General features: G+C 35.3%; 27 protein-coding genes. 12 read left to right on the forward strand and 15 right to left on the reverse strand.

Annotation, left to right across the window (positions count from 1 at the left end):
- The first annotated feature begins 5 nt into the window (after positions 1 to 5).
- The 7 genes from LPC23_RS10135 (at position 6) to meaB (ending at position 7,761) form a co-directional block, all read left to right on the forward strand.
- Complete coding sequence (locus tag LPC23_RS10135; RefSeq protein WP_229330033.1) at positions 6 to 791, forward strand: TrmH family RNA methyltransferase; 786 nt, start codon at positions 6 to 8, stop codon at positions 789 to 791.
- A gap of 82 nt (positions 792 to 873) precedes the next feature.
- The gene (locus LPC23_RS10140; RefSeq protein WP_229330035.1) at positions 874 to 3,096 is read left to right on the forward strand and encodes a RelA/SpoT family protein; all 2,223 of its coding nucleotides are present in this window, start codon (positions 874 to 876) and stop codon (positions 3,094 to 3,096) included.
- Positions 3,097 to 3,169: 73 nt separating this feature from the next.
- Positions 3,170 to 3,625, forward strand: coding sequence for a Fur family transcriptional regulator (locus LPC23_RS10145; RefSeq protein ID WP_229330037.1), 456 nt, complete (start codon positions 3,170 to 3,172; stop codon positions 3,623 to 3,625).
- 42 nt (positions 3,626 to 3,667) lie between these two features.
- Positions 3,668 to 4,939: an adenylosuccinate synthase gene (locus tag LPC23_RS10150; protein ID WP_229325215.1), complete on the forward strand. Its 1,272-nt coding sequence runs from the start codon at positions 3,668 to 3,670 to the stop codon at positions 4,937 to 4,939.
- Between the two features lie 80 nt (positions 4,940 to 5,019).
- A complete protein-coding gene (locus LPC23_RS10155) occupies positions 5,020 to 6,036 on the forward strand; it encodes a glycoside hydrolase family 5 protein (protein WP_229330039.1) in 1,017 nt (338 codons plus the stop codon).
- A gap of 5 nt (positions 6,037 to 6,041) precedes the next feature.
- Complete coding sequence (gene nudK, locus LPC23_RS10160) at positions 6,042 to 6,623, forward strand: GDP-mannose pyrophosphatase NudK (protein ID WP_229330041.1); 582 nt, start codon at positions 6,042 to 6,044, stop codon at positions 6,621 to 6,623.
- Between the two features lie 49 nt (positions 6,624 to 6,672).
- The gene (gene meaB / locus LPC23_RS10165; RefSeq protein ID WP_229330043.1) at positions 6,673 to 7,761 is read left to right on the forward strand and encodes a methylmalonyl Co-A mutase-associated GTPase MeaB; all 1,089 of its coding nucleotides are present in this window, start codon (positions 6,673 to 6,675) and stop codon (positions 7,759 to 7,761) included.
- Between the two features lies 1 nt (position 7,762).
- Here meaB and LPC23_RS10170 read toward each other — a convergent pair whose 3' ends face one another.
- From LPC23_RS10170 to mtaB, 3 genes are read right to left on the reverse strand one after another with little or no spacing between them, the layout of a single operon-like run.
- A complete protein-coding gene (locus LPC23_RS10170; RefSeq protein ID WP_229317172.1) occupies positions 7,763 to 7,990 on the reverse strand; it encodes a hypothetical protein in 228 nt (75 codons plus the stop codon).
- 21 nt (positions 7,991 to 8,011) lie between these two features.
- Entirely contained in the window at positions 8,012 to 9,385 is a 1,374-nt protein-coding gene (locus tag LPC23_RS10175; protein ID WP_229330045.1) for an MATE family efflux transporter, read from the reverse strand.
- Positions 9,386 to 9,428: 43 nt separating this feature from the next.
- Positions 9,429 to 10,757: a tRNA (N(6)-L-threonylcarbamoyladenosine(37)-C(2))-methylthiotransferase MtaB gene (mtaB, locus tag LPC23_RS10180; RefSeq protein ID WP_229330047.1), complete on the reverse strand. Its 1,329-nt coding sequence runs from the start codon at positions 10,755 to 10,757 to the stop codon at positions 9,429 to 9,431.
- Positions 10,758 to 11,092: 335 nt separating this feature from the next.
- Here mtaB and LPC23_RS10185 point away from each other — a divergent pair, with 335 nt between their 5' ends.
- Positions 11,093 to 11,395 carry a GIY-YIG nuclease family protein gene (locus tag LPC23_RS10185; RefSeq protein ID WP_229330049.1) on the forward strand — a complete coding sequence of 101 codons (303 nt, stop codon included), beginning with the start codon at positions 11,093 to 11,095 and terminating at the stop codon, positions 11,393 to 11,395.
- Positions 11,396 to 11,442: 47 nt separating this feature from the next.
- Here the strand turns inward: LPC23_RS10185 and LPC23_RS10190 are convergent, their stop codons facing one another.
- From LPC23_RS10190 to hisS, 9 genes are all read right to left on the reverse strand, one after another.
- Positions 11,443 to 12,237, reverse strand: a complete 795-nt coding sequence (locus tag LPC23_RS10190; protein ID WP_229330051.1) for a Cof-type HAD-IIB family hydrolase — start codon at positions 12,235 to 12,237, stop codon at positions 11,443 to 11,445.
- An 18-nt stretch (positions 12,238 to 12,255) separates the two neighbouring features.
- A complete protein-coding gene (locus LPC23_RS10195) occupies positions 12,256 to 12,474 on the reverse strand; it encodes a putative signal transducing protein (protein WP_229325230.1) in 219 nt (72 codons plus the stop codon).
- 136 nt (positions 12,475 to 12,610) lie between these two features.
- Positions 12,611 to 13,261: a DEAD/DEAH box helicase gene (locus tag LPC23_RS10200; RefSeq protein ID WP_229330053.1), complete on the reverse strand. Its 651-nt coding sequence runs from the start codon at positions 13,259 to 13,261 to the stop codon at positions 12,611 to 12,613.
- 38 nt (positions 13,262 to 13,299) lie between these two features.
- Positions 13,300 to 14,463, reverse strand: coding sequence for a sigma-54-dependent transcriptional regulator (locus tag LPC23_RS10205; RefSeq protein ID WP_229330055.1), 1,164 nt, complete (start codon positions 14,461 to 14,463; stop codon positions 13,300 to 13,302).
- A gap of 74 nt (positions 14,464 to 14,537) precedes the next feature.
- Positions 14,538 to 15,854, reverse strand: coding sequence for an ABC transporter permease (locus LPC23_RS10210; RefSeq protein ID WP_229330057.1), 1,317 nt, complete (start codon positions 15,852 to 15,854; stop codon positions 14,538 to 14,540).
- 7 nt (positions 15,855 to 15,861) lie between these two features.
- On the reverse strand, positions 15,862 to 16,785 hold the full coding sequence (locus LPC23_RS10215) for an ABC transporter ATP-binding protein (RefSeq protein WP_229330059.1): 924 nt from the start codon (positions 16,783 to 16,785) through the stop codon (positions 15,862 to 15,864).
- A gap of 144 nt (positions 16,786 to 16,929) precedes the next feature.
- Positions 16,930 to 18,045 carry a molecular chaperone DnaJ gene (gene dnaJ, locus LPC23_RS10220; RefSeq protein ID WP_229330061.1) on the reverse strand — a complete coding sequence of 372 codons (1,116 nt, stop codon included), beginning with the start codon at positions 18,043 to 18,045 and terminating at the stop codon, positions 16,930 to 16,932.
- A 23-nt stretch (positions 18,046 to 18,068) separates the two neighbouring features.
- A complete protein-coding gene (locus LPC23_RS10225; RefSeq protein WP_229325241.1) occupies positions 18,069 to 18,647 on the reverse strand; it encodes a nucleotide exchange factor GrpE in 579 nt (192 codons plus the stop codon).
- A gap of 308 nt (positions 18,648 to 18,955) precedes the next feature.
- The gene (hisS, locus tag LPC23_RS10230; RefSeq protein WP_229330063.1) at positions 18,956 to 20,326 is read right to left on the reverse strand and encodes a histidine--tRNA ligase; all 1,371 of its coding nucleotides are present in this window, start codon (positions 20,324 to 20,326) and stop codon (positions 18,956 to 18,958) included.
- A gap of 195 nt (positions 20,327 to 20,521) precedes the next feature.
- Between hisS and LPC23_RS10235 the strand changes: the two genes are divergently transcribed.
- The gene (locus LPC23_RS10235; protein WP_229325245.1) at positions 20,522 to 21,763 is read left to right on the forward strand and encodes an ABC transporter permease; all 1,242 of its coding nucleotides are present in this window, start codon (positions 20,522 to 20,524) and stop codon (positions 21,761 to 21,763) included.
- Between the two features lie 73 nt (positions 21,764 to 21,836).
- Here LPC23_RS10235 and prmC read toward each other — a convergent pair whose 3' ends face one another.
- Together prmC and LPC23_RS10245 are read right to left on the reverse strand one after the other, a co-directional pair.
- Positions 21,837 to 22,703 carry a peptide chain release factor N(5)-glutamine methyltransferase gene (gene prmC, locus LPC23_RS10240; RefSeq protein WP_229330065.1) on the reverse strand — a complete coding sequence of 289 codons (867 nt, stop codon included), beginning with the start codon at positions 22,701 to 22,703 and terminating at the stop codon, positions 21,837 to 21,839.
- Positions 22,704 to 22,724: 21 nt separating this feature from the next.
- Positions 22,725 to 23,210 (reverse strand): GNAT family N-acetyltransferase, encoded by a 486-nt coding sequence (locus LPC23_RS10245; protein WP_229330067.1) that lies wholly within the window; start codon positions 23,208 to 23,210, stop codon positions 22,725 to 22,727.
- 102 nt (positions 23,211 to 23,312) lie between these two features.
- Between LPC23_RS10245 and ribD the strand changes: the two genes are divergently transcribed.
- From ribD to LPC23_RS10260, 3 genes are read left to right on the forward strand one after another with little or no spacing between them, the layout of a single operon-like run.
- A complete protein-coding gene (gene ribD / locus LPC23_RS10250) occupies positions 23,313 to 24,356 on the forward strand; it encodes a bifunctional diaminohydroxyphosphoribosylaminopyrimidine deaminase/5-amino-6-(5-phosphoribosylamino)uracil reductase RibD (protein ID WP_229330069.1) in 1,044 nt (347 codons plus the stop codon).
- Complete coding sequence (locus LPC23_RS10255) at positions 24,349 to 24,951, forward strand: HAD family hydrolase (RefSeq protein WP_229330071.1); 603 nt, start codon at positions 24,349 to 24,351, stop codon at positions 24,949 to 24,951. Before ribD ends, LPC23_RS10255 begins: the two co-directional genes overlap by 8 nt.
- Positions 24,952 to 24,966: 15 nt before the next feature.
- A complete protein-coding gene (locus LPC23_RS10260) occupies positions 24,967 to 25,593 on the forward strand; it encodes an IMPACT family protein (RefSeq protein ID WP_229330073.1) in 627 nt (208 codons plus the stop codon).
- Between the two features lie 20 nt (positions 25,594 to 25,613).
- Here LPC23_RS10260 and LPC23_RS10265 read toward each other — a convergent pair whose 3' ends face one another.
- Positions 25,614 to 26,018, reverse strand: a complete 405-nt coding sequence (locus LPC23_RS10265) for an acyl-CoA thioesterase (protein ID WP_229330075.1) — start codon at positions 26,016 to 26,018, stop codon at positions 25,614 to 25,616.
- Positions 26,019 to 26,106 lie beyond the last annotated feature (88 nt).

The following is a 26,106-nucleotide window of genomic DNA, read 5'->3' on the forward strand; positions in this document are numbered from 1 at the left end:
TCAAAATGAAGCAAATTAGCTCTTTACAAAATCCATTTATCAAATCATTGGTGTTATTGCAGGAAAAAGCAAAAGCACGCAAGCAAAGCGGCTCTTTTTTAATAGAAGGACAACGCGAAATAAGTATTGCTATCAAAGGCGGTTACCTAATCGAAACTGTACTTTTTTTACCTGAGATTTGTTCCGAAAAAGAAGCACAACAAATGGCTCCTACAGCCGAATTAATAGAAATCAATAAAGAGGTTTTTCAAAAATTAGCCTATCGTGATACTACCGAAGGTATTTTGGCTGTAGCCAAAACTAAATCTACGCAGTTATCTGATTTACAATTATCTCAAAATCCATTAATTTTAGTTGCCGAAGCTCCTGAAAAACCAGGCAACATTGGGGCTTTATTGCGTACCGCTGACGCCGCAAATTTAGATGCAGTGATTATTGCTAATCCCAAAAGCGATCTATACAATCCTAATATTGTGCGCTCAAGTGTAGGTTGTTTATTTACTAATCAAATTGCCACAGGAACAACTCCTGAAATCATCGCTTTTTTGAAAGACAATAAAATTGACTTTTACTGCGCTACTTTACAAAACTCAAACGAATACCATAAAGAAAACTACACTACCCCAACGGCATTAGTTGTTGGAACAGAAGCGACTGGATTATCCCAAGAATGGCGAGACGCAGCCAAGAAAAATATTATCATTCCGATGCAAGGCGAAATTGATTCTATGAATGTATCTGTCGCTGCTGCTATTTTAATTTTTGAAGCCAAAAGACAAAGAGGTTTTTAAATTCTTTCTTAAAATTATTCTCAAATTTCACTTGTGTAATTGGTCGTTATTTTCTAATTTTAGAAATTGAACCCCGGCTACTATGACAGAAATAGATATTGAGAAAGAAAATAAGGCCATTGCCCAAGAATACAAAGAATTACTCCGAATTAGTTACCAAACACTAACGGATAGTGATAAGAAATTGATTCGGAAAGCTTTTGACGTGGCTGTTGACGCTCACAAAGATCAAAGAAGAAAATCTGGAGAAGCTTACATTTTCCATCCTATTGCGGTGGCTAAAATTGTGGCTTCAGAAATAGGTTTAGGCGCTACCTCTATTGCAGCAGCCTTATTGCACGATGTTGTTGAAGATACTCCCATTACTGTTGAAGATATCGAACGTCTATTCAATCCGAAAGTAGCTCAAATGGTGGAAGGGTTGACCAAAATATCTTTAGTCCAAAAAGATTTAAATGCGTCTATCCAAGCGGAGAATTTTCGAAAAATGATTTTAACTCTCAACGATGATGTTCGAGTAATTTTAATCAAACTCGCTGACCGTTTGCATAATATGCAAACTATGGGATCTATGCGAGAGGACAAGCAAACAAAGATCGCATCAGAAACTTTATATATCTATGCCCCTTTGGCGCACCGATTAGGTCTTTATAATATCAAAACAAAGTTAGAGGATTTAGGATTAAAATATACAGAGCCGGCTGTATACCACGATATTGTTAGTAAAATAAAAGAAACCAAAGAAGAACAAGACAACTACATAAAAAATATTTCTGACGTTTTAAAAGCTTCATTAGAAACTGAAGGAGTTGAAGCTGTAATTAAAGGCAGGCCAAAATCCATTTACTCTATACGAAGAAAAATGAGAGTACAAGGAGTTAGTTTTGACGAAGTATTCGACAAATTTGCTTTGCGTATTGTTTATAAATCGAATCCTCATGACGAGAAATTTTTAGCTTGGAAAATATATTCTATTGTAACTGACCACTATCGTCCGAGTCCAAGTCGTTTGCGTGATTGGATTTCGTCACCAAAATCAACTGGTTACGAAGCCTTACACATCACTGTAATGGGACCAAAAGGCCGTTGGGTAGAAATCCAAGTTCGAAGCGAACGCATGGATGAGATTGCCGAGAAAGGGTATGCAGCGCATTACAAATACAAAAATGGAGCTACAGAAGAAAGCGGATTAGATATTTGGCTAAATTTATTACGCGAGGCATTAGAAAATGCCGAAACCAATGCGGTAGATTTTGTTGAAGATTTTAAAATGAATTTATATTCGCAAGAAATCTTTGTTTTTACTCCAAAAGGAGACATTAAATCATTACCCAAAGGTGCCACCTCTCTTGACTTTGCTTTTGGAATACATTCAGAGATTGGTGTTCGTACCCGCGGAACACGTGTCAACGGAAAACTTGTACCTTTAAATTACGAATTAAAAAGTGGCGACCAAGTAGAAGTGATTACTTCTCCCAATCAAAAACCAACTTCTCATTGGCTAGATTACGTGACCACTGCAAGGGCTAAAACAAAAATTAAAAATGTCCTAAATGAGGATACTAAAAAAATTGGCGAAGAAGGAAAAGAGTTGTTGACTAGAAAACTGAAACACCTTAAAATAAACTTAGACGAAAAAACTGTTAACGAATTAGTTAATTTTTTCAAGCTCAAAACTAGTTTGGACTTATTTTATAGAATAGGAATTGGCGCTATTGAAAACCAACAACTCAAAGACTTTGCCTCTCAAAAGAGCAATAAATTTTTAAGTTTCTTTAAAAATAAAATCAAAAGATCTAACAACACGCATTCCAATGAAGATGTAAATAAGCCAGTAGTAAGTACTAATTATGACACATTAGTTTTTGGTAAAGAACATGATAAATTAGATTATAAATTTTCACCTTGTTGTAGCCCAATTCCAGGAGATGAAGTTTTTGGTTTTGTTACGGTAAATGAAGGTATTAAAATTCATAAAAGCGATTGTCCAAATGCTATTGGTTTACAATCTAACTATGCCTACAGAATAATGATAGCCAAATGGATTGACTCAAGTCAAGAGGAATTCAAAGCTATCATTAAAATTACAGGAATGGACTCGTTAGGTTTGACCAACCAATTGACTAAAGTGATATCAAATAATATGCATGTCAATATTCAAAGTATATCACTATCTACTGAAGCTGGAATTTTTGAAGGCCAAGTAACCGTAATTGTTCAAAATAACACTATTCTAAAAAAATTAATACTCAATATCAAAAAAATTGAAGGAGTGGATAAAGTAATTAGGATTTATACTTCGTAAAATATTTTTCAACAATTGACAAACTTATCAACTGATTTAGACAGTTCTTACAAAATAAATTATCTTTGCAACCATGACACTTATAGCTTCAAATAATTCGAAAAATCAAGAGATTGTAAAAAACGTTTTTACAATGTATCTTGAAAATAACGGGCATCGCAAGACGCCTGAGCGCTATGCAATCCTCCAAGAAATATATGAAAATGAAGATCATTTTGATATAGAAAATCTATACATCAAAATGAAAAATAAAAACTACCGTGTCAGTAGGGCTACACTTTACAATACTATAGAATTACTTTTAGACTGTGCTCTAGTTAGAAAGCATCAATTTGGTCAAAATCAAGCGCATTATGAAAAATCGTATTTTGACAAACAGCACGACCATATAATTATGACCGATACTGGCGAAGTAATTGAATTTTGCGATCCTCGAATTCAAACCATAAAAAAAACAATAGAAGAAATTTTCGATATTGAAATTTCAAATCATTCTTTGTATTTCTATGCCACTAAAAAAAATATTTAAATTAGATTATAATACTAAACACAACAACACAAATACAATATAATGACCATAGATTTACTATTAGGATTACAATGGGGAGATGAAGGAAAAGGAAAAATTGTCGATGTTTTAACTTCAAAATACGATATCATTGCCCGTTTTCAAGGAGGACCAAATGCAGGACACACATTAGAATTTGACGGCATTAAGCACGTACTTAGAACTATTCCTTCAGGAATTTTTCATAAAACTGCAATAAACATCATTGGAAACGGAGTTGTAATTGACCCAGTAGTTTTTCAAAAAGAAATTGAAGGCTTAGAAAAATTCAATATTGATATCAAAAGCAAATTGATAATTTCTAGAAAAGCGCATTTAATCTTACCTACGCACCGTTTATTGGACGCTGCTTCTGAAACAGCTAAAGGTAAAGCCAAAATTGGTTCTACTTTAAAAGGAATCGGTCCAACCTATATGGATAAAACCGGTAGAAACGGAATTCGTGTAGGTGACATTGAATTAGCTGATTTCAAAGAAAGATACCGTGCGTTGGCTGACAAACACGAAGAAATGATCAAATTCTACGATGTGGCTATTCAATACAACTTAGCTGAAATGGAAAAAGAGTTCTTTGAAGCTATTGAAGAATTGAAAAAATTAGATTTCATTGATAGTGAAGAATATTTACACCAAGCGCAAAAAGCAGGAAAATCAATCTTGTGCGAAGGTGCTCAAGGATCATTATTAGATGTTGACTTTGGAACCTATCCATTTGTAACTTCATCTAATACAACTGCAGCAGGCGCTTGTACTGGTTTAGGAATTGCTCCTAACAAAATCAAAGAAGTATACGGAATTTTCAAAGCGTATGTTACTCGTGTAGGAAGTGGTCCTTTTCCAACAGAACTTTTTGACGAAGACGGGGCTACAATGGCGAGAGTTGGAAATGAGTTTGGCTCAGTAACCGGAAGACAAAGACGTTGTGGTTGGTTGGACTTAGTTGCATTAAAATATGCAATTCAAGTTAACGGCGTAACTCAATTGATGATGATGAAAGGCGATGTTCTTTCTGGATTTAAAACCCTTAAAGTATGTACTGAGTACAACTATAAAGGACAAAAAATTAGTCATTTTCCTTACAACATTGAAGAAGAAAATGTAACACCAATTTATAAAGAATTCAAAGGATGGGAAGCCGATTTAACCGGTATGACTACTTACGATGAATTACCAAAAGAATTAAAAGAGTACATTGAGTTCATCGAAAAAGAAGTTGAAGTACCTATTAAAATTGTATCTGTTGGACCAGACAGAAGACAAACGATACTGAAATAAATAAAAAAAAACGCTCTGAAAATTCAGAGCGTTTTTTTTTATAAAAAGCATACATTTACTTTTTAAATTGATTTCTTGTGATGTACCGCTATTTCATTCTCAAATCGTTTGTTTTACTTTTCTTTTTTGGCTCCTGCCAAAAAGAAGAAAGCGAAAGTAATAGCAATTTAGGCTATCAAATAACCAATGCTAAAATAACCTACAATTCCAAAAACATCCAACTCATTGGCGCCAATACTTTTCACGTATTCAGTGCTGGAAGTGCCGATATGAATTCTTGGAATCTAGATATTGCTCGAGAGTTTATCGGTAATATTAAAGAGACTCCTCTCACAGGAAATCCAATTCAAGATAGCAATGGAAAATACATTTATTCGTTACAAAATATAGTAGATGAAAATAGAAAGCAAAATAAAATAAGTTGGATTTGTGCTTTTGGTTGGGATGAAAATTCAGCTACATTATTTACTGGGAAATCTCCAAAAAACACTTTTTGGTGGGAAGAATATAAAGCAAAACTCCGATTATGGGCTATTCAGTTTAAAGATCAAAACGACGTTTGGATTGAAGTTTGGAACGAACCATACAGATACGATCGCGCCGATGGTTATACAGATGCAATTTGGTTACAAAACATGAATGAGTTAACTGCAATAATCCGTGCTACGGGAAATAAAAATATAGTAGTAATTCCTTGTGCTGAACAAGGGCAAGATGAAAGTGTTTTACTTACTAAAGGCAATGAATTCTTAGCAGGTAAATCCAATATTCTATTTGACATTCACGCATATGAAAAATGGTTGTTAGACTCCACTACTAACATGAACAATCGCCTTAATGCATTGAATCAAAATAAGCTACCAATTATCATAGGTGAAACAGCACCCATGAATGCAGGTGTTTTAATGAATCCCGATCCGTTTTTAAACTTGATTTATGACAAAGGAATTTCGGTTTGTGCTTGGGTTTGGAAAAAAGACGAGTCCGATCAAGATGCATTAATGACTCGAGATGGACTTCCTAATAATAACAACAATAACAATTGGGGAACGACTTATAAAAACTTAGCTCTTAAAGCTAGAAATCCACAACCTTAAACTAGATGAAAAACCCAAAAATAACAATTCAAAAAACCGAGTTACTTTCTGATAATTGGTATATCTTAAACAAAGTAACGTTTGACTATAACAAGGAATCAGACGATCCCGAAACTCAAGTTAGAGAAGTATATGACCGTGGCAATGGAGCTGTAATTTTATTGTATAATAGTACTAAAAAAACAGTGGTTTTAACAAGACAGTTCAGACTACCAACTTACTTAAATGGAAATAGCTCTGGGATGCTAATCGAGGCTTGCGCTGGTATGTTAGACAAAGATAATCCGATTGAATGCATCATTCGAGAAACAGAGGAAGAAACGGGTTACCGACTTTCGTCAGTTAAAAAAGTATTTCAATCCTATATGTCACCTGGAGCAGTTACTGAAATTTTACATTTTTTTATTGGTGAATACCAACCCGAAATGAAAGTTTCAGAAGGTGGCGGACTTGCCGAAGAACACGAGTATATCGAAGTACTCGAATACCCATTCAATGAAGCCTACCAAATGATCGTTTCTGGAGAAATTACAGATGCTAAAACCATTATGCTACTACAATATGCTAAAATAAATTTACCATTGTAAAGTAGGCGCAAGTATATTTTAGTATTTTTACTCTTCAAATCCTTTTGCATTGACTTCTAAAAAAGCACATTCTTCGGCATTACAAGAAAAAGCTGGTATTTCGCAACCCGAAAGCATCAGTAGTCAATCTGTGGAACATATCCAACTTTCTCGAAAAGTACAACCTTCAGCAGAGGAACTCGTTGAGGGAATTCTAGCTGGAAACATTACCGCTTTAAGTCGTGCGATTACTTTGGTTGAAAGTACCAATCCGATTCATTTGGCAAAAGCCAATACCATTATCAATAGTTGTTTGGCTCACGCGAATCAATCGGCACGAATTGGCATCACAGGAGTTCCAGGTGTGGGAAAAAGTACTTTTATTGAAGCTTTTGGAAAACACTTAACAAGTCTTGGTAAGAAAGTTGCTGTTTTGGCAGTTGATCCAAGTAGCACGATTAGTCACGGAAGTATTTTAGGAGATAAAACCCGAATGGAAGAATTAGTCAAAGATCCTAACGCCTTTATTCGTCCATCAGCCTCTGGAGAAACCCTAGGAGGAGTAGCTCGAAAAACTCGTGAAACTATAACATTATGTGAAGCCGCAGGTTTTGACACGATCATCATAGAAACGGTTGGTGTTGGTCAAAGTGAAACTGCAGTTCACAGTATGGTTGATTTCTTTTTACTCCTAAAAATTGCTGGAGCTGGCGATGAACTTCAAGGAATCAAACGCGGTATTATGGAGATGGCTGATGCTATAGTCATCAACAAGGCCGACGGAGACAATATCAAAAAAGCACAATTTGCCAAAGTCGAATTCAATCGGGCCTTACATTTATTTCCTGCAAAAAAATCAGGTTGGACACCTAAAACCGCCACTTGCAGCGCACTAACATCTGAAGGGATTCCTGAAGTTTGGAACACCATAACTGAATTTCTAAACCTAACTCAATCTAATTTCTCTTTCTTTGAAAAACGCAAAGAACAAAACCAATTTTGGATGTTAGAAACCATCAACCACCAATTAAAATCCAATTTTTACAACAATCCAGAAATTGAACAATTACTTGACTCTACAAAAAAAGCGGTGCAAAATGATGAAATTTCACCCTTTGCAGCCGCTACTTTATTGTTAGAAAAGTATTTTACTAAATAGTTTATTCTTCGTATCGACCAATTTCTCGATCATAAAATTCGTTGGCTTCAACAATTAAAGCTTCCATTTCAGCATTCAGCTCTGCTTCATCTAAGTCTTCTGCTTCTTCCATAAACTCCACCTCATCATCTTTCAAATTAATGATGAAACGAGGGTAATCTAAATGGATGATGAAAATATCATCTGGAAAGTCGGTATTATCACCTAATAAAAATTTTGGTAATTCCATATTGTAATTATAATTTAAAATTTAATTCTCGTTGACTAATCGTCTTGAAATTGTCGTAAAGCGAATATACAAAAATAAAGCTGCCGCTGACAATCCAGCTAAAAGTCCAATCCAAATTCCAATTGCTTTCAACTCTGTATATTTTCCTAAATAAAAAGAAATAGGAAAACCAATCAACCAATAGGCTACAAATGTAATATACATAGGGATTTTTACATCTTGCAATCCACGCAAAGCACCCAAAACAACCACCTGAATTCCATCTGACAATTGGAAAACAGCCGCTACTAAAAGTAACTGGGCTGTAATTCCTATGATTTCTTGATTGTCCAATAATTGAGCTGAATCGCTCATATTTAAAAACAAATGCGGTAAGTAATTATGAAAAACAACGAATAAAACTCCGAAAATCGTTTCCAAAATAATCGCTAATAAAAAGATGGAGCGTGCTACCACTATCATGTTTTTAAAATCAGCCATTCCTTTACTATGACTTACCCGAATCATGGCTGTAACACTTAATCCCATTGCCACCATAAAAGTAGAGGACGCTAAAGTCAAAGCAATTTGGTTAGCCGCCTGACTATTTTTTCCTAAAGAACCTGAAAGCCAAATCGCAGCCGTAAACAAAGTCACTTCAAACAACATTTGCATCGCTGAAGGCAATCCCAAATCGATAATTTTTCGCAGCATCGATTTTTTAATTTCTCTAAAACTAAAATGCTTGAAATAGTTGCTAAATTTTTCATTATGTCGCAACAGCAGATGAAGAAAAACTACCATCATAATTCTCGAAATAACGGTTCCTAAAGCAGCACCTAAAACACCCATTTTAGGAAAAATCCAAAAACCATAAATCAATATGTAGTTAAAAATGATATGTACTATGTTTGCCAATAAAATAGCATACATAGAATATTTGGTTTCAGACAAACCGTCGGCAAACTGCTTATAACCTTGGTACATAATCACTGGGATTAATGAAAAAGCTACCCAATCAATGTAGGGCGAAGCCATATCAGCCACAGTTTTAGGTTGGTGCATCAAGTACATCAATTGTTTAGACAAAACCGTCACGATAAATAAAAACACACCTAAAACAGTACACAATAACAAGCCGTGATGAAAAGTAGTTCTTATTTTTTTATCGTCTTTTTCGGCATTAGCCTCAGAAATCAAGGGTGTTATGGCAGTCGAAAATCCTATTCCTAAAGACAACGCAATAAAAATAAAGCTGTTCCCTAAAGAAACCGCAGCCAATTCAGTAGAACCTAAATTACCCACCATAAAATTATCTACGATTCCAATCAGTGTATGACCTAACATTCCCAAAATAACGGGATAAGCCAATTTAATATTATACGAGAACTCTTTGGTATAGGTAGCTAATTTCAAAATAGATTAAGGGTTTTGAAAGGCTGATGCCTTTTGATTATAGTTAGGCTAAAGCTTCCACAAACTGAACACGAACACTGCCGTCTTCGTCAATATGTGTCAATTGAATTTTGTGTAATGTATTGGCTAATTCTGGATTCCAAGGTGCTTTCACTTTGACATAATTTTCAGTAAATCCGTGTATGTAGCCTTCTTTATTTTCAGTTTCAAACAAAACGGTTCTTTCCGTTCCCAACTGACTTTCATAAAAAGCACGGCGTTTTTTTACCGACAATCCTCTGAGCATTTTACTGCGTTTAGCACGCACATTGGCAGGAACAACGCCTTCCATTTCCGCCGCTTCCGTATTATCCCGCTCCGAATAAGTAAACACGTGCAAATACGAAATGTCCATTTCGTTCAAGAAATGATAGGTTTCTAAGAAATGCTCTTCTGTTTCGCCTGGAAAACCTACAATCACATCCACACCAATACAAGCGTGAGGCATCACTTCTTTAATTTGCGTTACTCGATCCGTATAGACTTCACGCAAATAACGGCGTTTCATCAGCTTCAAAATCGCGTTACTTCCGGATTGCAACGGAATATGAAAATGAGGAACAAAAGTTTGGCTTTTGGACACAAAATCGATCGTTTCATTCTTCAATAAATTCGGTTCAATAGACGAAATACGCAAACGTTCAATGCCTTCTACTTCATCTAAAGCTTGCACCAAATCTAAAAAAGTATGTTCGTGTTTTTTGTTCCCAAATTCGCCTTTACCATAATCGCCAATATTCACTCCGGTCAACACAATTTCCTTGATGTTTTGCTCCGAAATTTCTTTGGCGTTTTGCAATACATTTTCTAAGGCATCACTTCGTGAAATCCCTCTTGCCAAAGGAATCGTGCAATAAGTACATTTATAATCACAACCGTCTTGTACTTTCAAAAAAGCACGAGTTCGGTCGCCTATCGAGTAACTGCCAACATAAAAATCCGCTTCGGCAATCTCACAGGAATGCACTTCGCCAAAATCATTTTTAGACAAATCGTTAACATAATCGGCTAATTTGAATTTCTCTGTCGCACCCAAAACCAAATCCACTCCATCTACATTTGCTAATTCTTCCGGTTTCAACTGCGCATAGCAACCCACCGCAGCCACAAAAGCCTTGTCGTTCAACTTCATCGCTTTTCGCACCACTTGCTTGAACTGCTTATCGGCATTCTCCGTCACAGAACAGGTATTAATTACATACATATCTGCCACTTCTTCAAAATCCACGCGATCAAAACCTTCGTCTTGTAAATTGCGTGCAATGGTAGAAGTTTCCGAAAAATTCAGTTTACAACCCAGCGTATAAAAAGCTACTTTTTTTCTTTCTGACATTCTTTTGATTTTTTGGGCTAAACCCCAGGCAAGCAATCTGGTTAAAAAATACGTTTTTTCAAGCCTGTGGTCGGGCTATTCGCTGTATCTTTTATAGTTGTCTTCGAGAACCTCAGTCAACTATAAAAGGATGCCGCTGTTATCCCTTTCGCGGGACAAAAATACGTACAAAAAACAACATATAAAACTATGTCTTATTAAGTCATTGCGAGGAGGCACGACGAAGCAATCTCTTGTATTTATAAATCATTTTGATTAAACTTGTATTAGTTCAAGTCATTGTTGCACTCGTAATTGCGAGGAGGAACGACGAAGCAATCTAAACCTTAGCCCCTATGAAACCCGGATTTATTTATATTATTACAAATAAAAACCACACCGTTCTCTATACAGGAGTAACTTCAAATTTACCTAAACGAATCAAGGAACATCAAGTTAAAAGATACCAAGGTTCATTCTCTACACGATACAATGCAAATAAATTAGTGTATTATGAAGCTTTTCAAATGATTGGCGATGCCATAAGTAGAGAAAAACAAATCAAAGCAGGTTCAAGAGCTAAAAAAATAGCAATCATCAATTCCGTAAATGCGGAATGGAATGATTTGTATGAAGAAATTGTTGGGTTGTTTGGATGAGATTGCTTCGTCGTTCCTCCTCGCAATGACGGACTGCGTTCGCAAGACTACAAAATAAACCGTCTCACCACCTCAGCTACTCCATTATCGTTATTAGACGCGACAATCACATCGGCACGGTCACGCAATTCAGGAGTTACATTATCCACCCAAACACCTAAACCGGCATATTCCACCATGGTTAAATCGTTTCCAGCATTGCCCACCGCAATAATTTCTTGTTGATGAATATTTAATTTCTCGGCTAAGAATTTAATGCTAGCGGCTTTATCAATTCCGTTTTGTGCTACTTCCAAAAAGAAAGGTTTGGACATACACACACTCAAATGCGGCATGGCTTGTTTTAAATGGGTTTCAACATTTTTCAAATACTCAGGATCTTCCAACAAAATACATTTAATAGCTGAAGATTGCACTTCGGCTTTAAAATCAGGCACTTTGTTGTGAGTCAAACCCGTAATGTTTTTTTCGATGTCGATATATTGGGAGTCGGTTTCACTCACAATTTGATTATTGACATAAGTGATAATATGGGTTTTGTGCTGCACGCTATAATCGTACAAAGCATGAATTTGTTCTTGAGTTAAAGTTTGCTCAAAAATCACCTCATCATTCGATAAATCGGTAATCACCGCACCATTATACGAAATCATATAGGAATCGTGCAATTCTAATTCTTTGGCGTACCCCGTCATAGCAGGCGTGGGTCTTCCAGAAGCCAAAACAATATACACTCCCAAATCTTTGGCTTGAGCCAACATTTTTTTATTCTCTTCAGAAATGGTATGGTCATCGGTCAACAAGGTGTCGTCCATGTCCAAAACCAGCATTTTGTATTTCATCTGAACTCGATTTCGAAATTAAATACTCATTCTGAATTCCTCAATCACCGGATTGGCTTTCGCAAAATCAGTCTCTTGAATAAACAATTCTACCGCTAAATCGGCATTACCAAACCCTCCCAATCGTGCCGATTGAATATTGTCTTTCTTCATTGTAGTTACTCCAGCTTCTTCTAATTTTTCCTGCAAGCCCATTGCTAAAACTTCGCTTCCAGAAAACACTTTCATTAATCCCATATTCTTTTTTTCATTAATTATATAATCGCCACTGATTACAGGATTTAAAATGATTTTGCTTCAAAAATTAAAGTGAAATATATAAAATCCAATTATGCAATAATTTTAATCATACTAATCTGTGGCATAAATCTTATTACTCTTCGCTTTCTTCGTCCTCTTCGTCCTCTTCGTCTTCTTCAAAATCAAATTCATACGGTTCCAACAACATTTTATCTGCCAAAATAGCCACTCGTTCGGTGTATTGCTCTGTAAAAATAATACGTTGTGTTTTGGCTATACTGTTTGAAATTCGCATGATTTTAGTTTCGTGACGCAATTTCAAAATAGGATCAGCATCGTCTAAAATAAACATCTTCAAACGATTGACATTATAACCCGCAGTTGAGAACATATCATTCAATTTATTGGGAGTACCAATCAATACATCAATACCTGTAGAGATGTAATTTTTATCATAATCCGTATCTCCTTTGTCATGAACTCCGTATACCTCTAACGGATCATATTTACCATATTCTTCAAACAAAGCTTCCATTTCCAGTACCTTCGCTTTATCTTCAACAATGATTAGCGCCCGAGGTGATTCTTCTTGTTTTCCAGCTAATTGCTGAATCACATTCAGGACAATTGTAGTTGTTTTTCCACTTCCTTTTGGAGCCACAATCAAACAATCAGCCCCACTTTTAATCGTAGAAAATGTTTCTTGTTGCAACTCATTGGCTTCGGTCAAACCTTTTTCAATTAAAGCATTTTGAAGGGCTTCGTTTATTTTTTTTAATTTCATCTTCTATTTTTCTCAGCGAAATTTCACTGGTTTTCTATTTATTTACTCGCAAATAATGTCACATCGTTCTCTGAAATTTCATTTCCTCCTAGAATAATCAACCGCTCCACTACATTGCGTAATTCTCTAATATTTCCTGTCCAATCGTATTCTTGCAATAACTGAATAGCCGTTTTTGAAAACGTCTTAATTGTGGTCCCTTGCTCTGAAGCAATCTTGTCTGCAAAATGAGCAATCAACATCGGAATGTCATTTCTCCTATCATTCAAAGCGGGCACTTTGATTAAAATGACTGCCAAACGGTGGTACAAATCTTCACGAAAACGCCCTTCGGCAATTTCCTTTTTTAAATCTTTATTAGTTGCCGCTACCACACGCACATCGACTTTGATGTCTTTGTCGGCACCTACTCTAGTAATCATATTTTCTTGTAAAGCGCGTAATACCTTGGCTTGAGCCGAAAGACTCATATCGCCAATTTCATCTAAGAAAATCGTTCCCTTATCAGCTGCTTCAAACTTACCCGCACGGTCTTTCACCGCCGAAGTAAAAGCGCCTTTCACATGACCAAACAACTCGCTTTCTATCAATTCTGATGGAATGGCGGCACAATTTACTTCTACCAAAGGGAAATTAGCGCGTTCACTTTTCTCGTGTAATTGATGCGCTACCAATTCTTTTCCAGTTCCGTTAGGACCAGTTATCAAAACACGGGCTTCGGTAGGTGCTACTTTTTCAATCAGCAATTTGATATGATTTATGGCTTCGCTTTCGCCAATCATTTCGTAATTCTTACTGACTTTTTTCTTCAGAATTTTATTTTCGACTACCAATTGTTTTTTGTCCAAGGCATTTCTAACGGTATTCAACAACCGATTCAAATCGGGTGGTTTTGAAATGTAATCAAAGGCACCCAAACGCATAGTATTGATTGCAGTTTCCATATCGCCATGACCTGAAATCATAACCATAGGAATTTCTGGTTTTATTTTTTTGACCGCTTCGAGTAATTCGACACCGTCCATTTTTGGCATTTTGATATCGCACAAAACCAGATCGTAATCCGTATTTTTTATCTTTTCATAACCCGCAACACCGTCTTCGGCTTCTTCAACAACATAAGTCGTATTCTCTTCCGAAAGAATTTTTACTAAAACTCTTCGGATAGCAGCTTCATCTTCTATGATTAATATTTTACTCATTTTTGAACAGGTTATGTGTTGATTTGGTTATTTGGTTAAACTATTAAACTTATAACCTTTTAAACTACTACACATTAATACTTTAGCCATCGATACAATTCTTTCCAAGTTGGTTTTTTACCGTACATCAATATTCCTACACGGTAAATTTTTGATGCAAACCAAACTACTAAAAAGAAGGTTGCTAATAAAATAACAATAGATATTGCAATTTGCCACAAAGGTACGCCAAACGGAATACGCATCAACATCACAATAGGTGAAGTCAAGGGTACCATTGAAAAAACAGTAGCTACGGTGCCGTGTGGATCGTTTACTACAGTAAAAAATCCAATGTAAACACCTAATACCAAAGGCATAATAATGGGTAATAAAAATTGTTGTGAATCGGTTTCGTTATCTACGGCCGCTCCAATAGCAGCGTAAAACGAACTATACAAAAAGTACCCGCCGATAAAGTAAATAACAAAGCAACTTAAAATCGTCGCGATAGGTAAATTCAATATTTCAGCAATATACATTTGAGCCGTACTAGCCATCTCTTGTTGTGCTGATTGCATCATTTCGGGCGGGATTTGATTCGTCGCTCCTACATTGGCACCTAAAAATACCGAAGCCGAAAACAACAAACTTAAACCAATAATAGCCCAAATAAAGAATTGCAAAATTCCCGCTAATGAAGTTCCAATGATTTTCCCCATCATTAATTGGAACGGTTTTACCGATGAAATAATGATTTCGATAATTCGGTTGGTTTTTTCTTCAATAACAGAACGCATCACCATATTACCATATATAATAATGAACATCATAATCAAATAGCCAAAAGCGCCTCCAATAGCAATTTTAATTTCGTTCAAGCCTTTCAAACTTTGTTCTCCAGAGGCTTTCTTCAAATTAATAGTAACATCGGCTTCCGCCTGATGAATGGCTAAGGTGTCCAAATGCGCTTCTTCTAAATTAGTCAACGTCATTTTTTTTGCAATAACTTCCTGCGTTTTTTCGATAAACGAAATACTTGGACTTTCGTTCGAAATAAACTGAATTTGGTTTTCTAAAGCCGCATTGTCTTTTGCTTTTGGGATGAATAAAACACCTTCGTAAGCCTCATCCTCAATACTCTTTTTAAGTGTGGGCAAATCTACTGCTGTTAAATCAAGGTAGTTGTATTCTTCCGAAGTTTTGTTTTTGGCTAGAAACTCATTAACAAACCGACCTGATTCATCATGAATTACAATTTGTTTGGTGTCTGCTTTCATGGAACTCAAATAACCTACAAATAAAGCGATACCTACAAATAATAACGGACTTAGAAAAGTCATTACAATAAAGGATTTATTGCGCACTTTGGCAATGAACTCTCTTTTAATAATTAATGAAATGATGCTCATTTAACTTTTATTTACTGGTTACGGTTTGAATAAAAATATCGTTTACACTCGGTATTTTCTCAACGAAATGAGTTACTTGTCCGCGTTGTGTTAAAATATGCAACAACTCATTTGGACTTGCATTTCCTAGCTGAACTTCTAATTTTAATTCATTATTCAACGACTTAAATTGGGCTGGTGCCAAAGTGAATTTTTGGGTAATATCATACATCAAACCTTCTACATTGTCTGAAAGAATACCTACTTCAAAACTATTGGTTCTAAATTGCTTTCTCACCTCATCTAATTTCCCTTCAATCAATTTATTGGATTGATGAATCAAAGCGATATCATCACATAATTCCTCTACACTTTCCATTCGATGTGTCGAAAAAATAATAGTCGAACCTTGTTCTTTCAATGCTAAAATTTCGTCTTTAATGATATTGGCATTCACAGGGTCGAAGCCTGAAAATGGTTCGTCAAAAATCAACAATTTTGGCTGGTGCAACACACAAACTACAAATTGGATTTTTTGCGCCATACCTTTAGAAAGCTCTTGTATTTTTTTATTCCACCACCCTTGAATTCCCAATCGGTCAAACCAATAATCGAGTTGTTTTTTGGCTTCGGCTTTGGTTAAACCTTTCATTTGCGCCAAATACAAACACTGCTCCCCCACTTTCATACTTTTGTACAAACCCCTTTCTTCTGGAAGGTAGCCAATATACTGCACGTGTTTGGGTTGTAATTTTTCGCCATCCAAAATAACCTCACCACTATCAGGTAAAGTAATTTGGTTGATGATGCGAATTAGCGAGGTTTTTCCCGCTCCGTTGGGTCCCAACAATCCGTAAATACTACCTTTAGGAACTGATAAAGAAACTTCGTTTAGCGCTACGTAATCGCCGTATTGCTTCACTATTTTATTAACTTCAAGTAAATTACTCATTCTTAATTTTGATTTTAGTCACTTTAAACTTGGTTGTGTAAAAGTACAGAATTAGTACCTAAATAGTTGGTTTTGTTACATAAAAAACCCACCCTTATTTAGAACAAGGATGGGAAAATATATTTTAATTTTCTTGTTAAAAAACTAAGAAAACATATCTTTTACTTTTTCAAAAAAAGACTTATCTGATTTTTCTGGATTTGGAGTAAAATTTTCATCTTCCAAATTCTTTTCAAAGAATTGTCGTTGTTCCTTGTTCAATGTTTTTGGAGTCCAAACATTCACATGAACTAACAAATCACCATTACCATACCCATTCAAACTTGGAATTCCTTTACCTTTCAAACGTAGAATTTTACCTGATTGAATTCCTTCTTCTAATTTAATTCTTACTTTTCCGTTTACAGCTTCAATATCTTTTGAAACTCCTAAAACAGCTTCGGAAAAACTGATGTATAAATCGTAATGTAAATTTTCGCCTTCACGTTTCAAGTACTCGTGTTCAATTTCTTCGATAGCAACAATCAAATCACCTGGAATACTATTACCTGGTGCATCGTTTCCTTTATTAGAAACCTTTAATTGCATTCCGTCAACTACTCCAGCAGGGATTTTAATCGCTACTGTTTCATCTTCCTGAATCATTCCTTGTGAATCTGCATTGGCAGGTTTCTTATCTAATAACTGCCCTGTACCTCCACAAGTTGGACAAGTTGATGCGGATTGCATTCTACCCAAAATTGTATTTGTCACACGCATTACTTGTCCTTGACCATTACAAGTCGAACAGGTTTTGTATGAGACACCTTGAGCTTGAACTTTACGTTTTACTTTTACTTTTTTCTCTACACCATTGGCAATTTCTTCCAAAGTCAATTTGACTTTGATTCGTAAGTTGCTTCCTTTAGTACGTCGAGGACCACTACTTCTACCGCCACCGAATCCACCGCCGAATCCGCCGCCAAAAATATCGCCAAACTGACTGAAAATGTCATCCATATTCATTCCGCCGTGACCACCGCCATAACCTCCAGCACCATCAAATGCTTGATGTCCATATTGATCGTATTTGGCTTTCTTTTGAGGATCACTCAAAACTTCATAAGCCTCAGCAGCTAATTTGAAGTTTTCTTCGGCTTCCTTATCCCCTGGATTTTTGTCAGGATGGTATTTGATAGCCGCTTTTCTATATGCTTTCTTTATTTCTGAAGCATCTGCACCTTTTGAAATACCTAATACTTCGTAAAAATCTTTTTTCATATTTTTAAATTATATGACTGGGTTTAGTTACCAATAACAACTTTTGGGAAACGGATAATTTTATCCCCTAATTTGTATCCTTTCTCTAGAACATCTACAATTTTCCCTTTCATTTTGTCAGATGGCGCAGGAATTTGCGTAATTGCTTCAGCAAAATCGGCATCAAATGCATCTCCAGCTTTCACTTCAACTTCCTCTAATCCTTTACCAACTAAGGTTGATTTTAATTTTTCGTGAATTAATTCTACCCCTTTCACCAAAGATTCATCGCCTGACTTACTGATTTCAATCAATGCTCTGTCAAAATCATCCAAAATAGGAAGCATTGCCAATAACACTTCTTGATTAGCTGTTTTAAACAACTCAATACGTTCTTTTGAAGTTCTTCTTTTGTAATTTTCAAATTCAGCAAATAATCGTAAAAATTTATCTTTTTCTGCCGCTAAATCTAAGGCTAATTGTTCTTCAACAGGTAATTCTTCGACACTTGCTTGTTCTTCATTTGCCTGCGTTTCCACTGGTGTTCCTTCTATTTCTTGATCGATTTCTGTTTTTTCAGTAGTCATAGTACTTGTATTTTTAAAAATATTCTTAAACTTCATTTTTATTTTTTTATGGATTGCAAAAGTACTGCCAAATCTTCAAAAATGTCAAATTGTCACCTTTAAGACAGAACTATTTATGGAAAATTAATACGGAATTTAGCATCAACCCTCTTTTTGGTAGCCTAAAAAATTTAATAAAATTTTAAGACTGTTTAGTATACGATTAGAGTAAGTTTGTATTCGAAACAATTCACTATTTTGGATTGACTCCCTAGATTGAAATTAAGGTTCGTTTCTAAATAATTATTAATTCAGTAATACCTTATTGTAGAAAAAGCTTCGTTCCCATCAAACGAAGCTTTTTTTTATGCTAAAACTTTTTTCAGTTCCTCTAAACTTAGCGATTTCTGTTCTCCCGTTTGAAGGTTTTTCAAAGTATAGGTATTCGAATTCATCTCTTGATCTCCGGCCATTACAGCAAAAGGAATACTTCTTTTATCAGCGTGTTGAAATTGTTTAGCCAACTTAGCGTTGTCTGGATACAATTCTACTTTTATTCCTGTTTGGCGCAATTCTTTAATCGCTTTCATAGCGTAAAACGCTTCATTTTCGCCATAATTAATAAACAATGCTTGCGAAGTTGCGGTAACTGTCGTTGGAAACAATCCCAATTCTTCTACGACCAAATAAATACGGTCTAAGCCAAAAGAGATTCCCACTCCACTCATATTTTTTAAACCAAAAATACCCGTCAAATCATCGTAACGACCACCACCACCGATAGAACCCATAGCTACTCCTGATGGTGCTGCCACCTCAAAAATAGCGCCTGTGTAATAATTCAATCCTCTTGCCAAAGTCACATCCAAATCTAAAAAAGCAGTTGCTAAACCAAGAGCTGATACTTTATCACAAATAAAGCGCAACTCCTCTACCCCTTTCATACCCTCAACTGAGTCTGTTAATAAACCGGATAATTGATTGATTTTCTCCGAAAAAGTTCCCGTAAAACTAAACAAAGGTTGCACCTTAGCAATAGCCGTTTCCGAAATCCCTTTCTCCATCATTTCTTTCTTTACTCCGTCTTCACCAATTTTATCCAGCTTATCTAAAGCCACTGTAAAATCGATTAATTTATCTGAAGCGCCAATCACTTCTGCAATTCCAGAAAGGATTTTTCTATTGTTGATTTTAATAGTTACACCATTCAAACCTAAAGCGGTAAATACCCCATCATACAATTGAATTAATTCTACTTCTTGCCACAAAGAGGTCGAACCTACTACATCGGCATCACATTGAAAAAATTCTCTGAAGCGTCCTTTTTGAGGGCGATCGGCTCTCCAAACGGGTTGGATTTGGTATCTCTTAAATGGGAATTCTATTTCGTTTTGGTGTTGTACCACATAACGTGCAAAAGGCACTGTTAAATCATACCGCAAGGCTTTTTCAGAAATACTTGAAGTCAATTTTGTACTGTCTTTGGCTTCCAAATGGTTTGCATTGGCTTTTGCCAAATAATCTCCTGAATTCAAAATTTTAAAAATCAAGCGATCTCCTTCTTCACCATATTTTCCCATTAAGGTTTCGGAATTTTCAAAAGAAGGGGTTTCAATCGGTTGAAAACCAAATTTCTCAAAATTACTTTTGATCATTTGGATAATATACTGACGTTTTGCAACCTCTGTAGGAGAAAAATCTCGGGTTCCTTTTGGAATACTTGGTTTAGATGCCATTTTAATTTACGATTTACAATATACGATGTACGATATTTGATGTACGATATTTGATGTACGATATTTGATGTGCTACTTATAATTTGAATTTCTAAATACTGAAATACAGTGCAAATATCTTATTTTTAAAATAAATATCCGCTCTTCTAAAGCAAACTTGTAACAAAAATTGTATTTTCGTGACAAATTGGTACTATGCTAAATTTATTCAAAGAAAACGTTAAGATTGCAATTGGTTCAGTTCGAACTCAATTGTTGCGTACCATACTAACCGTATTGATTATTGCTATTGGTATTACAGCCTTGGTAGGAATTCTTACTGTAGTGGCTGCACTAGAAAATACTCTTTCAGCTGATTTTGCTTCTATGGGCGCCAATACCTTCAACATCAATCAATACGAGAATACAACTCGAAACAGAGGAAATGAGGAACGAGAAATTATCAATCCAATTATTTCCTATCCTGAAGCCGTTGCATTTCAAGACAAATTTAAATACCCTTTTACAGAAACTTCCCTTTCATTTACTGCTACATCAAGAGCAGAAGTAAAATATGAAGCTAATGAGACAGATCCTGAAATAAAAGTAGTTGGTGTAGATGAAAATTTTATTCCTAACTCTGGTTTAGAAACTAGTTTGGGTCGCAACTTCAACGGATTTGATATTGATAACAATACGTATGTATGTGTTGTGGGGTCTGATTTTGAAAAAGGTTTGCTCAAAGATGTAAACCCTATAAATAAAATTATTTCAATTCGTGGCGCTAAATTTAAAGTTATCGGAGTATTGAAAGAGAAAGGGTCTACTTTTGGAAATAGCCAAGATTTGAGAGTTTTAATTCCAATTCAAGTGGCTCGTTCTTTATTTACAGCACCTAATATCAACTACAGTTTGAGTGTAATGGTGAATAAAAAAGAACTGTTAGAACAAGCTATTGATAATGCCACCAGTACAATGCGACGTGTTCGAAAATTAAGTCCCGTAAAGGATAATAATTTTGGTGTGGTACGTTCTGACGATTTGATTAACCGCATCTTGAGTATTACTCAATACCTTGGATTAGCCTCTTGGCTTATTGGAGTAATTACTGTTTTAGGCTCATCCATTGCTTTAATGAACATTATGATTGTTTCAGTAACAGAAAGAACCCGAGAAATTGGTGTCCGAAAAGCCTTAGGAGCTAAAAAATCAACTATTGCATTTCAGTTTTTCATAGAAACCTTATTAATAGGACAATTAGGTGGATTAGTCGGAATTGTTTTTGGGATCTTAATTGGTTTCGGAATTGCAACTGCCATGGACTTTACCTTTGTTATTCCATGGGGCGCGATAATGGCAGCCTTCATTACGAGTTTTATTGTAGCTATTGTTTCCGGATTGTATCCTGCAATTAAAGCGGCGGTCTTAGATCCAATAGAGGCGTTGCGCTACGAATAAAGCCATTTACGATTGACGATTTTGGATATACGATTTTGGATACACGATATTGATATTTCGTAAATCGTAATTCTTATATCGTACATTGAATCATTCTATCATTACCGTAAATATCTTTTCTAAGTACAGTATCTTTGAAACCCATCTCTTGAAGTAAATCCAACGTTTCTTGACCTAAATATTGGTTGATTTCAAAATACAATTGACCATTCGGACATAGATTTTTCTTTGCTAATTGCGCAATTTTTTGATAAAAAATCAAAGCATCATTATCATTCACAAAAAGAGCTAAATGCGGTTCGTTGTCCAAAACATTTTTCTTGATTTCTTGTTTTTCCAAATGACGTACATAGGGCGGATTCGAAACAATTAGGTCAAATTGCTGACCTAAATCTTCGATTTCTAAAATACTTTGATGAATGAACTGAATCGTAACTTGATTTAATTCAGCATTTTCTTGGGCTGTAGCCAAAGCTTTGTCGGAAACATCTAAAGCAAATACTTCCGCATTATGTAAATTCTTAGCTAACGAAATGGCAATGCAACCACTACCAGTTCCTATATCGAGAATTTTGAACTTTGAATTTTGTCCCGAAACTTCGGGATTGAACTTTGAACTTTGAATTATCCAATCCACCAACTCTTCCGTTTCAGGTCTTGGAATCAAAACATTGGAATTGACTTCAAATTCTAATCCGTAAAAATGAGTAGTGCCTAATATATATTGTACCGGAATTTCCTTTTTAAGTTGTTTCAAAATTGAACTCAAAGTTTCCAATTCTGCTTCCGAAAAAAATAAATCAGGTTGCAAAGCTAGATCCACTCGCCTTAGTTGATGTTTAGCTTCTAAAATTAAATAGAAAAAACTCTCCGCCTCTCCTGCATCATATAACGGAGTCAGTTCTTGTATGAATTGGTCTCGGTAGTGTTTTATAGTCATGTTTTAAGAATCAAAGTAGTTTTACAAATCTTGCAACATCCAAACCGGACAACTCGTATGTCCAGTGCAACCCATTGGCGCATCGAGGTATTCAAAACCTGATTTTTTATATAATTTTTGTGCTGCAAGCATGAACGGCATAGTTTCCAAATAACATTTTTCGAAACCAAAATCCCTTGCTGATTGCAAACAAATCGCCATCATTTCACTTCCGATTCCTTTCCCACGAGTCTCTGGTAAAAAATACATTTTTTGCAATTCGCAAATGCTTGGCGCTTCATTTTCCAGAGGAGCAATTCCGGCAACACCCTTAATTTTTCCGTCATGTTCTACAACATAATATACAGATCTTGGCTTGTTGTATTCTTCGTACATCAAATCCAAATAAGGATCTGCGTAAGCAGTTCCTACTTTGGGAATATTCAATTCATCAAAAACCGCACGTATTAATTGAGCTACTGCCGCATTGTCTTTTTTTTCAATTTTCCTGATTTGCCAATTCTCCATTTGTATAAAAGCTAATTTGAATCGCAAAAGTAACTATTGTTTGTTACAATTTTCGAAACTTACCTCATAAATAGAAAAGCTAAAAAGTAGTACTTTTGTATCATGAACAATCACGAACACTTTATTGCTCGTTGCATAGAACTTGCCAAAAATGGTTTTGGAACTACCTATCCCAATCCGATGGTGGGAAGTGTGATTGTATATGATGGTCAAATCATTGGAGAAGGTTGGCACCGAAAAGCAGGCGAACCTCATGCCGAAGTCAACGCCATACGTTCTGTTAAAAACCCATCAGTATTAGATAAAGCTACTATATATGTAAGTTTAGAACCTTGCAGTCATTTTGGAAAAACGCCTCCGTGTTGCGATTTGATTATTGAAAATAAAATACCGAATGTAGTCATTGGAACAGTCGATTCTAATATAAAGGTAGCTGGAAATGGTATTAAGCGATTGAGAGAAGCTGGCGCAAATGTCATTGTTGGGATTTTGGAAAAAGAATGTCACGAACTCAACCAACGCTTTTTTACGTTTCACGAAAAGAAAAGACCTTATATTATATTGAAGTGGGCGCAAACCCAAGACGACTTTATTGCTCCTTTAGAAAAGAAAGAACAAAAACCCGTTTGGATAACTAATTCCTATTCTAGACAATTAGTGCATAAATGGCGTGCCGAGGAACAAGCTATTTTAGTAGGTACACAAACCGTAATAGACGACAACCCTCAATTAAACGCACGGGACTGGAATGGAAATAATCCTATTCGAATCGTGATTGACCAAAATAATCGCATCCCAGAAACTGCACATGTGTTTGATAATCAAGTAAAAACTATCGTGTTTTCTAAAAACAAAGCGATGCTAACTTCTGAGAATATCATCTGCGAGGCAATTGATTTTCAACAAAATATAGCGCAACAAATTCTGGAACGATTGTACCAACACCAAATTCAATCGATAATTATTGAAGGTGGTGCTAAAACATTGCAGACTTTTATTGATGCCAATCTTTGGGATGAAGCCCGTGTTTTTATTGGTAATAGTCAATTTGGCAACGGAATAAAAGCACCAATATTAAATTCAGCCCCGTCAAAAAAAGAAAAAATAGTAACCGATGAATTACTAATAATTAGAAATTATGATTGATACTATTATTTTTGATTTTGGAGATATTTTCATCAATTTGGACAAACAAGCCACTATTGATGGTTTACAACGCTTGGGTTTAACTTCTTGGAACGAAGACTTAGACCAATTGAATATTTCATTTGAAAAAGGAGAAATTTCGAAAGACAACTTTTTGCTAGGAATTCAAAAACATATCCCTAACGCCTCGATTGAAGAAATTTTGGTGGCTTGGAATGCTGTTTTATTAGATTTTCCATTATACCGATTGGAATTTTTACAACTATTATCTCAAAAATACCGCCTCTTTTTGTTGAGTAATACCGATTCTATACATATTAATCATTTTGAACAAAGAGAAGGTGCTTCATTTTACGGTGCTTTTTACCAATGTTTTGAAAAAGTCTATTTTTCTTATGAAATGGGAATGCGAAAACCCGATGCCGAAATCTACACTACACTGATTCGTCAACACGAACTATCACCAAAGTACACTCTATTTGTAGATGATAAAAAAGACAATACTGATGCTGCTAAAGCTTTAGGGCTAAACGTTTGGAATCTTCAAGTAGGTCAAGAAGATGTAATTGAACTTTTGGAAAAAAACATAATTTAGACTACAATTTACCAATTGGAAATCAAAGACACTTATACTACTATTGCACAAGCCACTGAAGAAATTCTATTCAAAGAAAAGAGCAGTAAATTCTTTGGCTATGCCTATCCAATTGAGTCTGAAGAAGAAGTAAAACCGATCATTGACCATTTACGAAAGCAACATCCTCATGCAGTACATTATTGTTATGCGTACCAAATTGGCACCGAAAAAATAAGTTACAGAGCTAATGATGATGGAGAACCTAGCAATAGTGCAGGAGCTCCAATTTATGGCCAAATTCAATCTTTTGGCTTGACCAATGTGCTTTTAGTTGTTGTTCGAATCTTTGGCGGAATAAAATTAGGAGTTGGCGGCTTAATAACCGCATACAAAACCACGGCACAATTGGTTTTAGAAGATGCCGAAATTATTGAAAAAACCATCGATATTCATTTTTTGATTTCGTTTGACTACAAAAACATGAATAAAGTGATGCGTGTAATCAAAGAAAAAAAGCTAAACATCATAAATCAAACGATGGAAATCGAAGATACTGGAATTGCAATTGGAAAAATAGAAATCAAAACCCGAAAAAAAAATGCCGAAATGATTTTCGACATTTTTGATAAATTATTTGAAATTGACATTAAACGCTTATAAAAAAGTAAAAATTAAACGATTTAATCCATATCTTTTAAAAGATCTAAAATATAATCTGGAGGAGCAATTGGACGACCTGTTTTTAGCGACACAAAAACCAAAATAAATTCGGCAGTTGTTAATAACTCTTCCGCTTCGTTATATATCTTGCAATCAAATTCTATCTTAACAGAAGACTGGCTTTTGAAAGCTGTATGAACAGTGAGCAACTCATCATATCGCGCCGGTTTTTTATAGTTAATATTCATAGAAACAATGGGAAGTGCAATTCCTTCTTCTTCCATTTTTTTATACGAAACTCCCTTATTTCTAAGCCATTCCACTCGACCCATCTCGAAATAAGGAATATAATTTCCATGATATACTACGCCCATTTGGTCTGTTTCAGAGTAACGAACACGTACTTGAATTTGATGATCTTTCATTATTTATTATTTAATTTTTATTGATTCTAAAAAGCCCTTTACAACAATATTTTTACAAAAAAATCTATTGAATAATTTTTTTTTAAAG

The sequence above is a fragment of the Flavobacterium ammonificans genome, assembly GCF_020885975.1.
Taxonomy (GTDB): Bacteria; Bacteroidota; Bacteroidia; order Flavobacteriales; family Flavobacteriaceae; genus Flavobacterium; species Flavobacterium ammonificans.

Coding starts and splice junctions, on each gene's coding strand:
- LPC23_RS10235 (WP_229325245.1), top strand. CDS start 20,522: ATGCTAAATTTATTCAAAGAAAACGTTAAGATTGCAATTGGTTCAGTT.
- dnaJ (WP_229330061.1), bottom strand. CDS start 18,045: ATGAAAAAAGATTTTTACGAAGTATTAGGTATTTCAAAAGGTGCAGAT.
- hisS (WP_229330063.1), bottom strand. CDS start 20,326: ATGGCATCTAAACCAAGTATTCCAAAAGGAACCCGAGATTTTTCTCCT.
- mtaB (WP_229330047.1), bottom strand. CDS start 10,757: ATGTCAGAAAGAAAAAAAGTAGCTTTTTATACGCTGGGTTGTAAACTG.
- nudK (WP_229330041.1), top strand. CDS start 6,042: ATGAAAAACCCAAAAATAACAATTCAAAAAACCGAGTTACTTTCTGAT.
- LPC23_RS10190 (WP_229330051.1), bottom strand. CDS start 12,237: ATGAAATACAAAATGCTGGTTTTGGACATGGACGACACCTTGTTGACC.
- LPC23_RS10205 (WP_229330055.1), bottom strand. CDS start 14,463: ATGAGTAAAATATTAATCATAGAAGATGAAGCTGCTATCCGAAGAGTT.
- LPC23_RS10135 (WP_229330033.1), top strand. CDS start 6: ATGAAGCAAATTAGCTCTTTACAAAATCCATTTATCAAATCATTGGTG.
- LPC23_RS10215 (WP_229330059.1), bottom strand. CDS start 16,785: ATGAGTAATTTACTTGAAGTTAATAAAATAGTGAAGCAATACGGCGAT.
- LPC23_RS10195 (WP_229325230.1), bottom strand. CDS start 12,474: ATGGGATTAATGAAAGTGTTTTCTGGAAGCGAAGTTTTAGCAATGGGC.
- LPC23_RS10210 (WP_229330057.1), bottom strand. CDS start 15,854: ATGAGCATCATTTCATTAATTATTAAAAGAGAGTTCATTGCCAAAGTG.
- LPC23_RS10255 (WP_229330071.1), top strand. CDS start 24,349: ATGATTGATACTATTATTTTTGATTTTGGAGATATTTTCATCAATTTG.
- LPC23_RS10265 (WP_229330075.1), bottom strand. CDS start 26,018: ATGAAAGATCATCAAATTCAAGTACGTGTTCGTTACTCTGAAACAGAC.
- LPC23_RS10150 (WP_229325215.1), top strand. CDS start 3,668: ATGACCATAGATTTACTATTAGGATTACAATGGGGAGATGAAGGAAAA.
- LPC23_RS10200 (WP_229330053.1), bottom strand. CDS start 13,261: ATGAAATTAAAAAAAATAAACGAAGCCCTTCAAAATGCTTTAATTGAA.
- LPC23_RS10145 (WP_229330037.1), top strand. CDS start 3,170: ATGACACTTATAGCTTCAAATAATTCGAAAAATCAAGAGATTGTAAAA.
- LPC23_RS10245 (WP_229330067.1), bottom strand. CDS start 23,210: ATGGAGAATTGGCAAATCAGGAAAATTGAAAAAAAAGACAATGCGGCA.
- LPC23_RS10170 (WP_229317172.1), bottom strand. CDS start 7,990: ATGGAATTACCAAAATTTTTATTAGGTGATAATACCGACTTTCCAGAT.
- prmC (WP_229330065.1), bottom strand. CDS start 22,703: ATGACTATAAAACACTACCGAGACCAATTCATACAAGAACTGACTCCG.
- ribD (WP_229330069.1), top strand. CDS start 23,313: ATGAACAATCACGAACACTTTATTGCTCGTTGCATAGAACTTGCCAAA.
- LPC23_RS10155 (WP_229330039.1), top strand. CDS start 5,020: ATGTACCGCTATTTCATTCTCAAATCGTTTGTTTTACTTTTCTTTTTT.
- LPC23_RS10225 (WP_229325241.1), bottom strand. CDS start 18,647: ATGAAGTTTAAGAATATTTTTAAAAATACAAGTACTATGACTACTGAA.
- LPC23_RS10140 (WP_229330035.1), top strand. CDS start 874: ATGACAGAAATAGATATTGAGAAAGAAAATAAGGCCATTGCCCAAGAA.
- LPC23_RS10185 (WP_229330049.1), top strand. CDS start 11,093: ATGAAACCCGGATTTATTTATATTATTACAAATAAAAACCACACCGTT.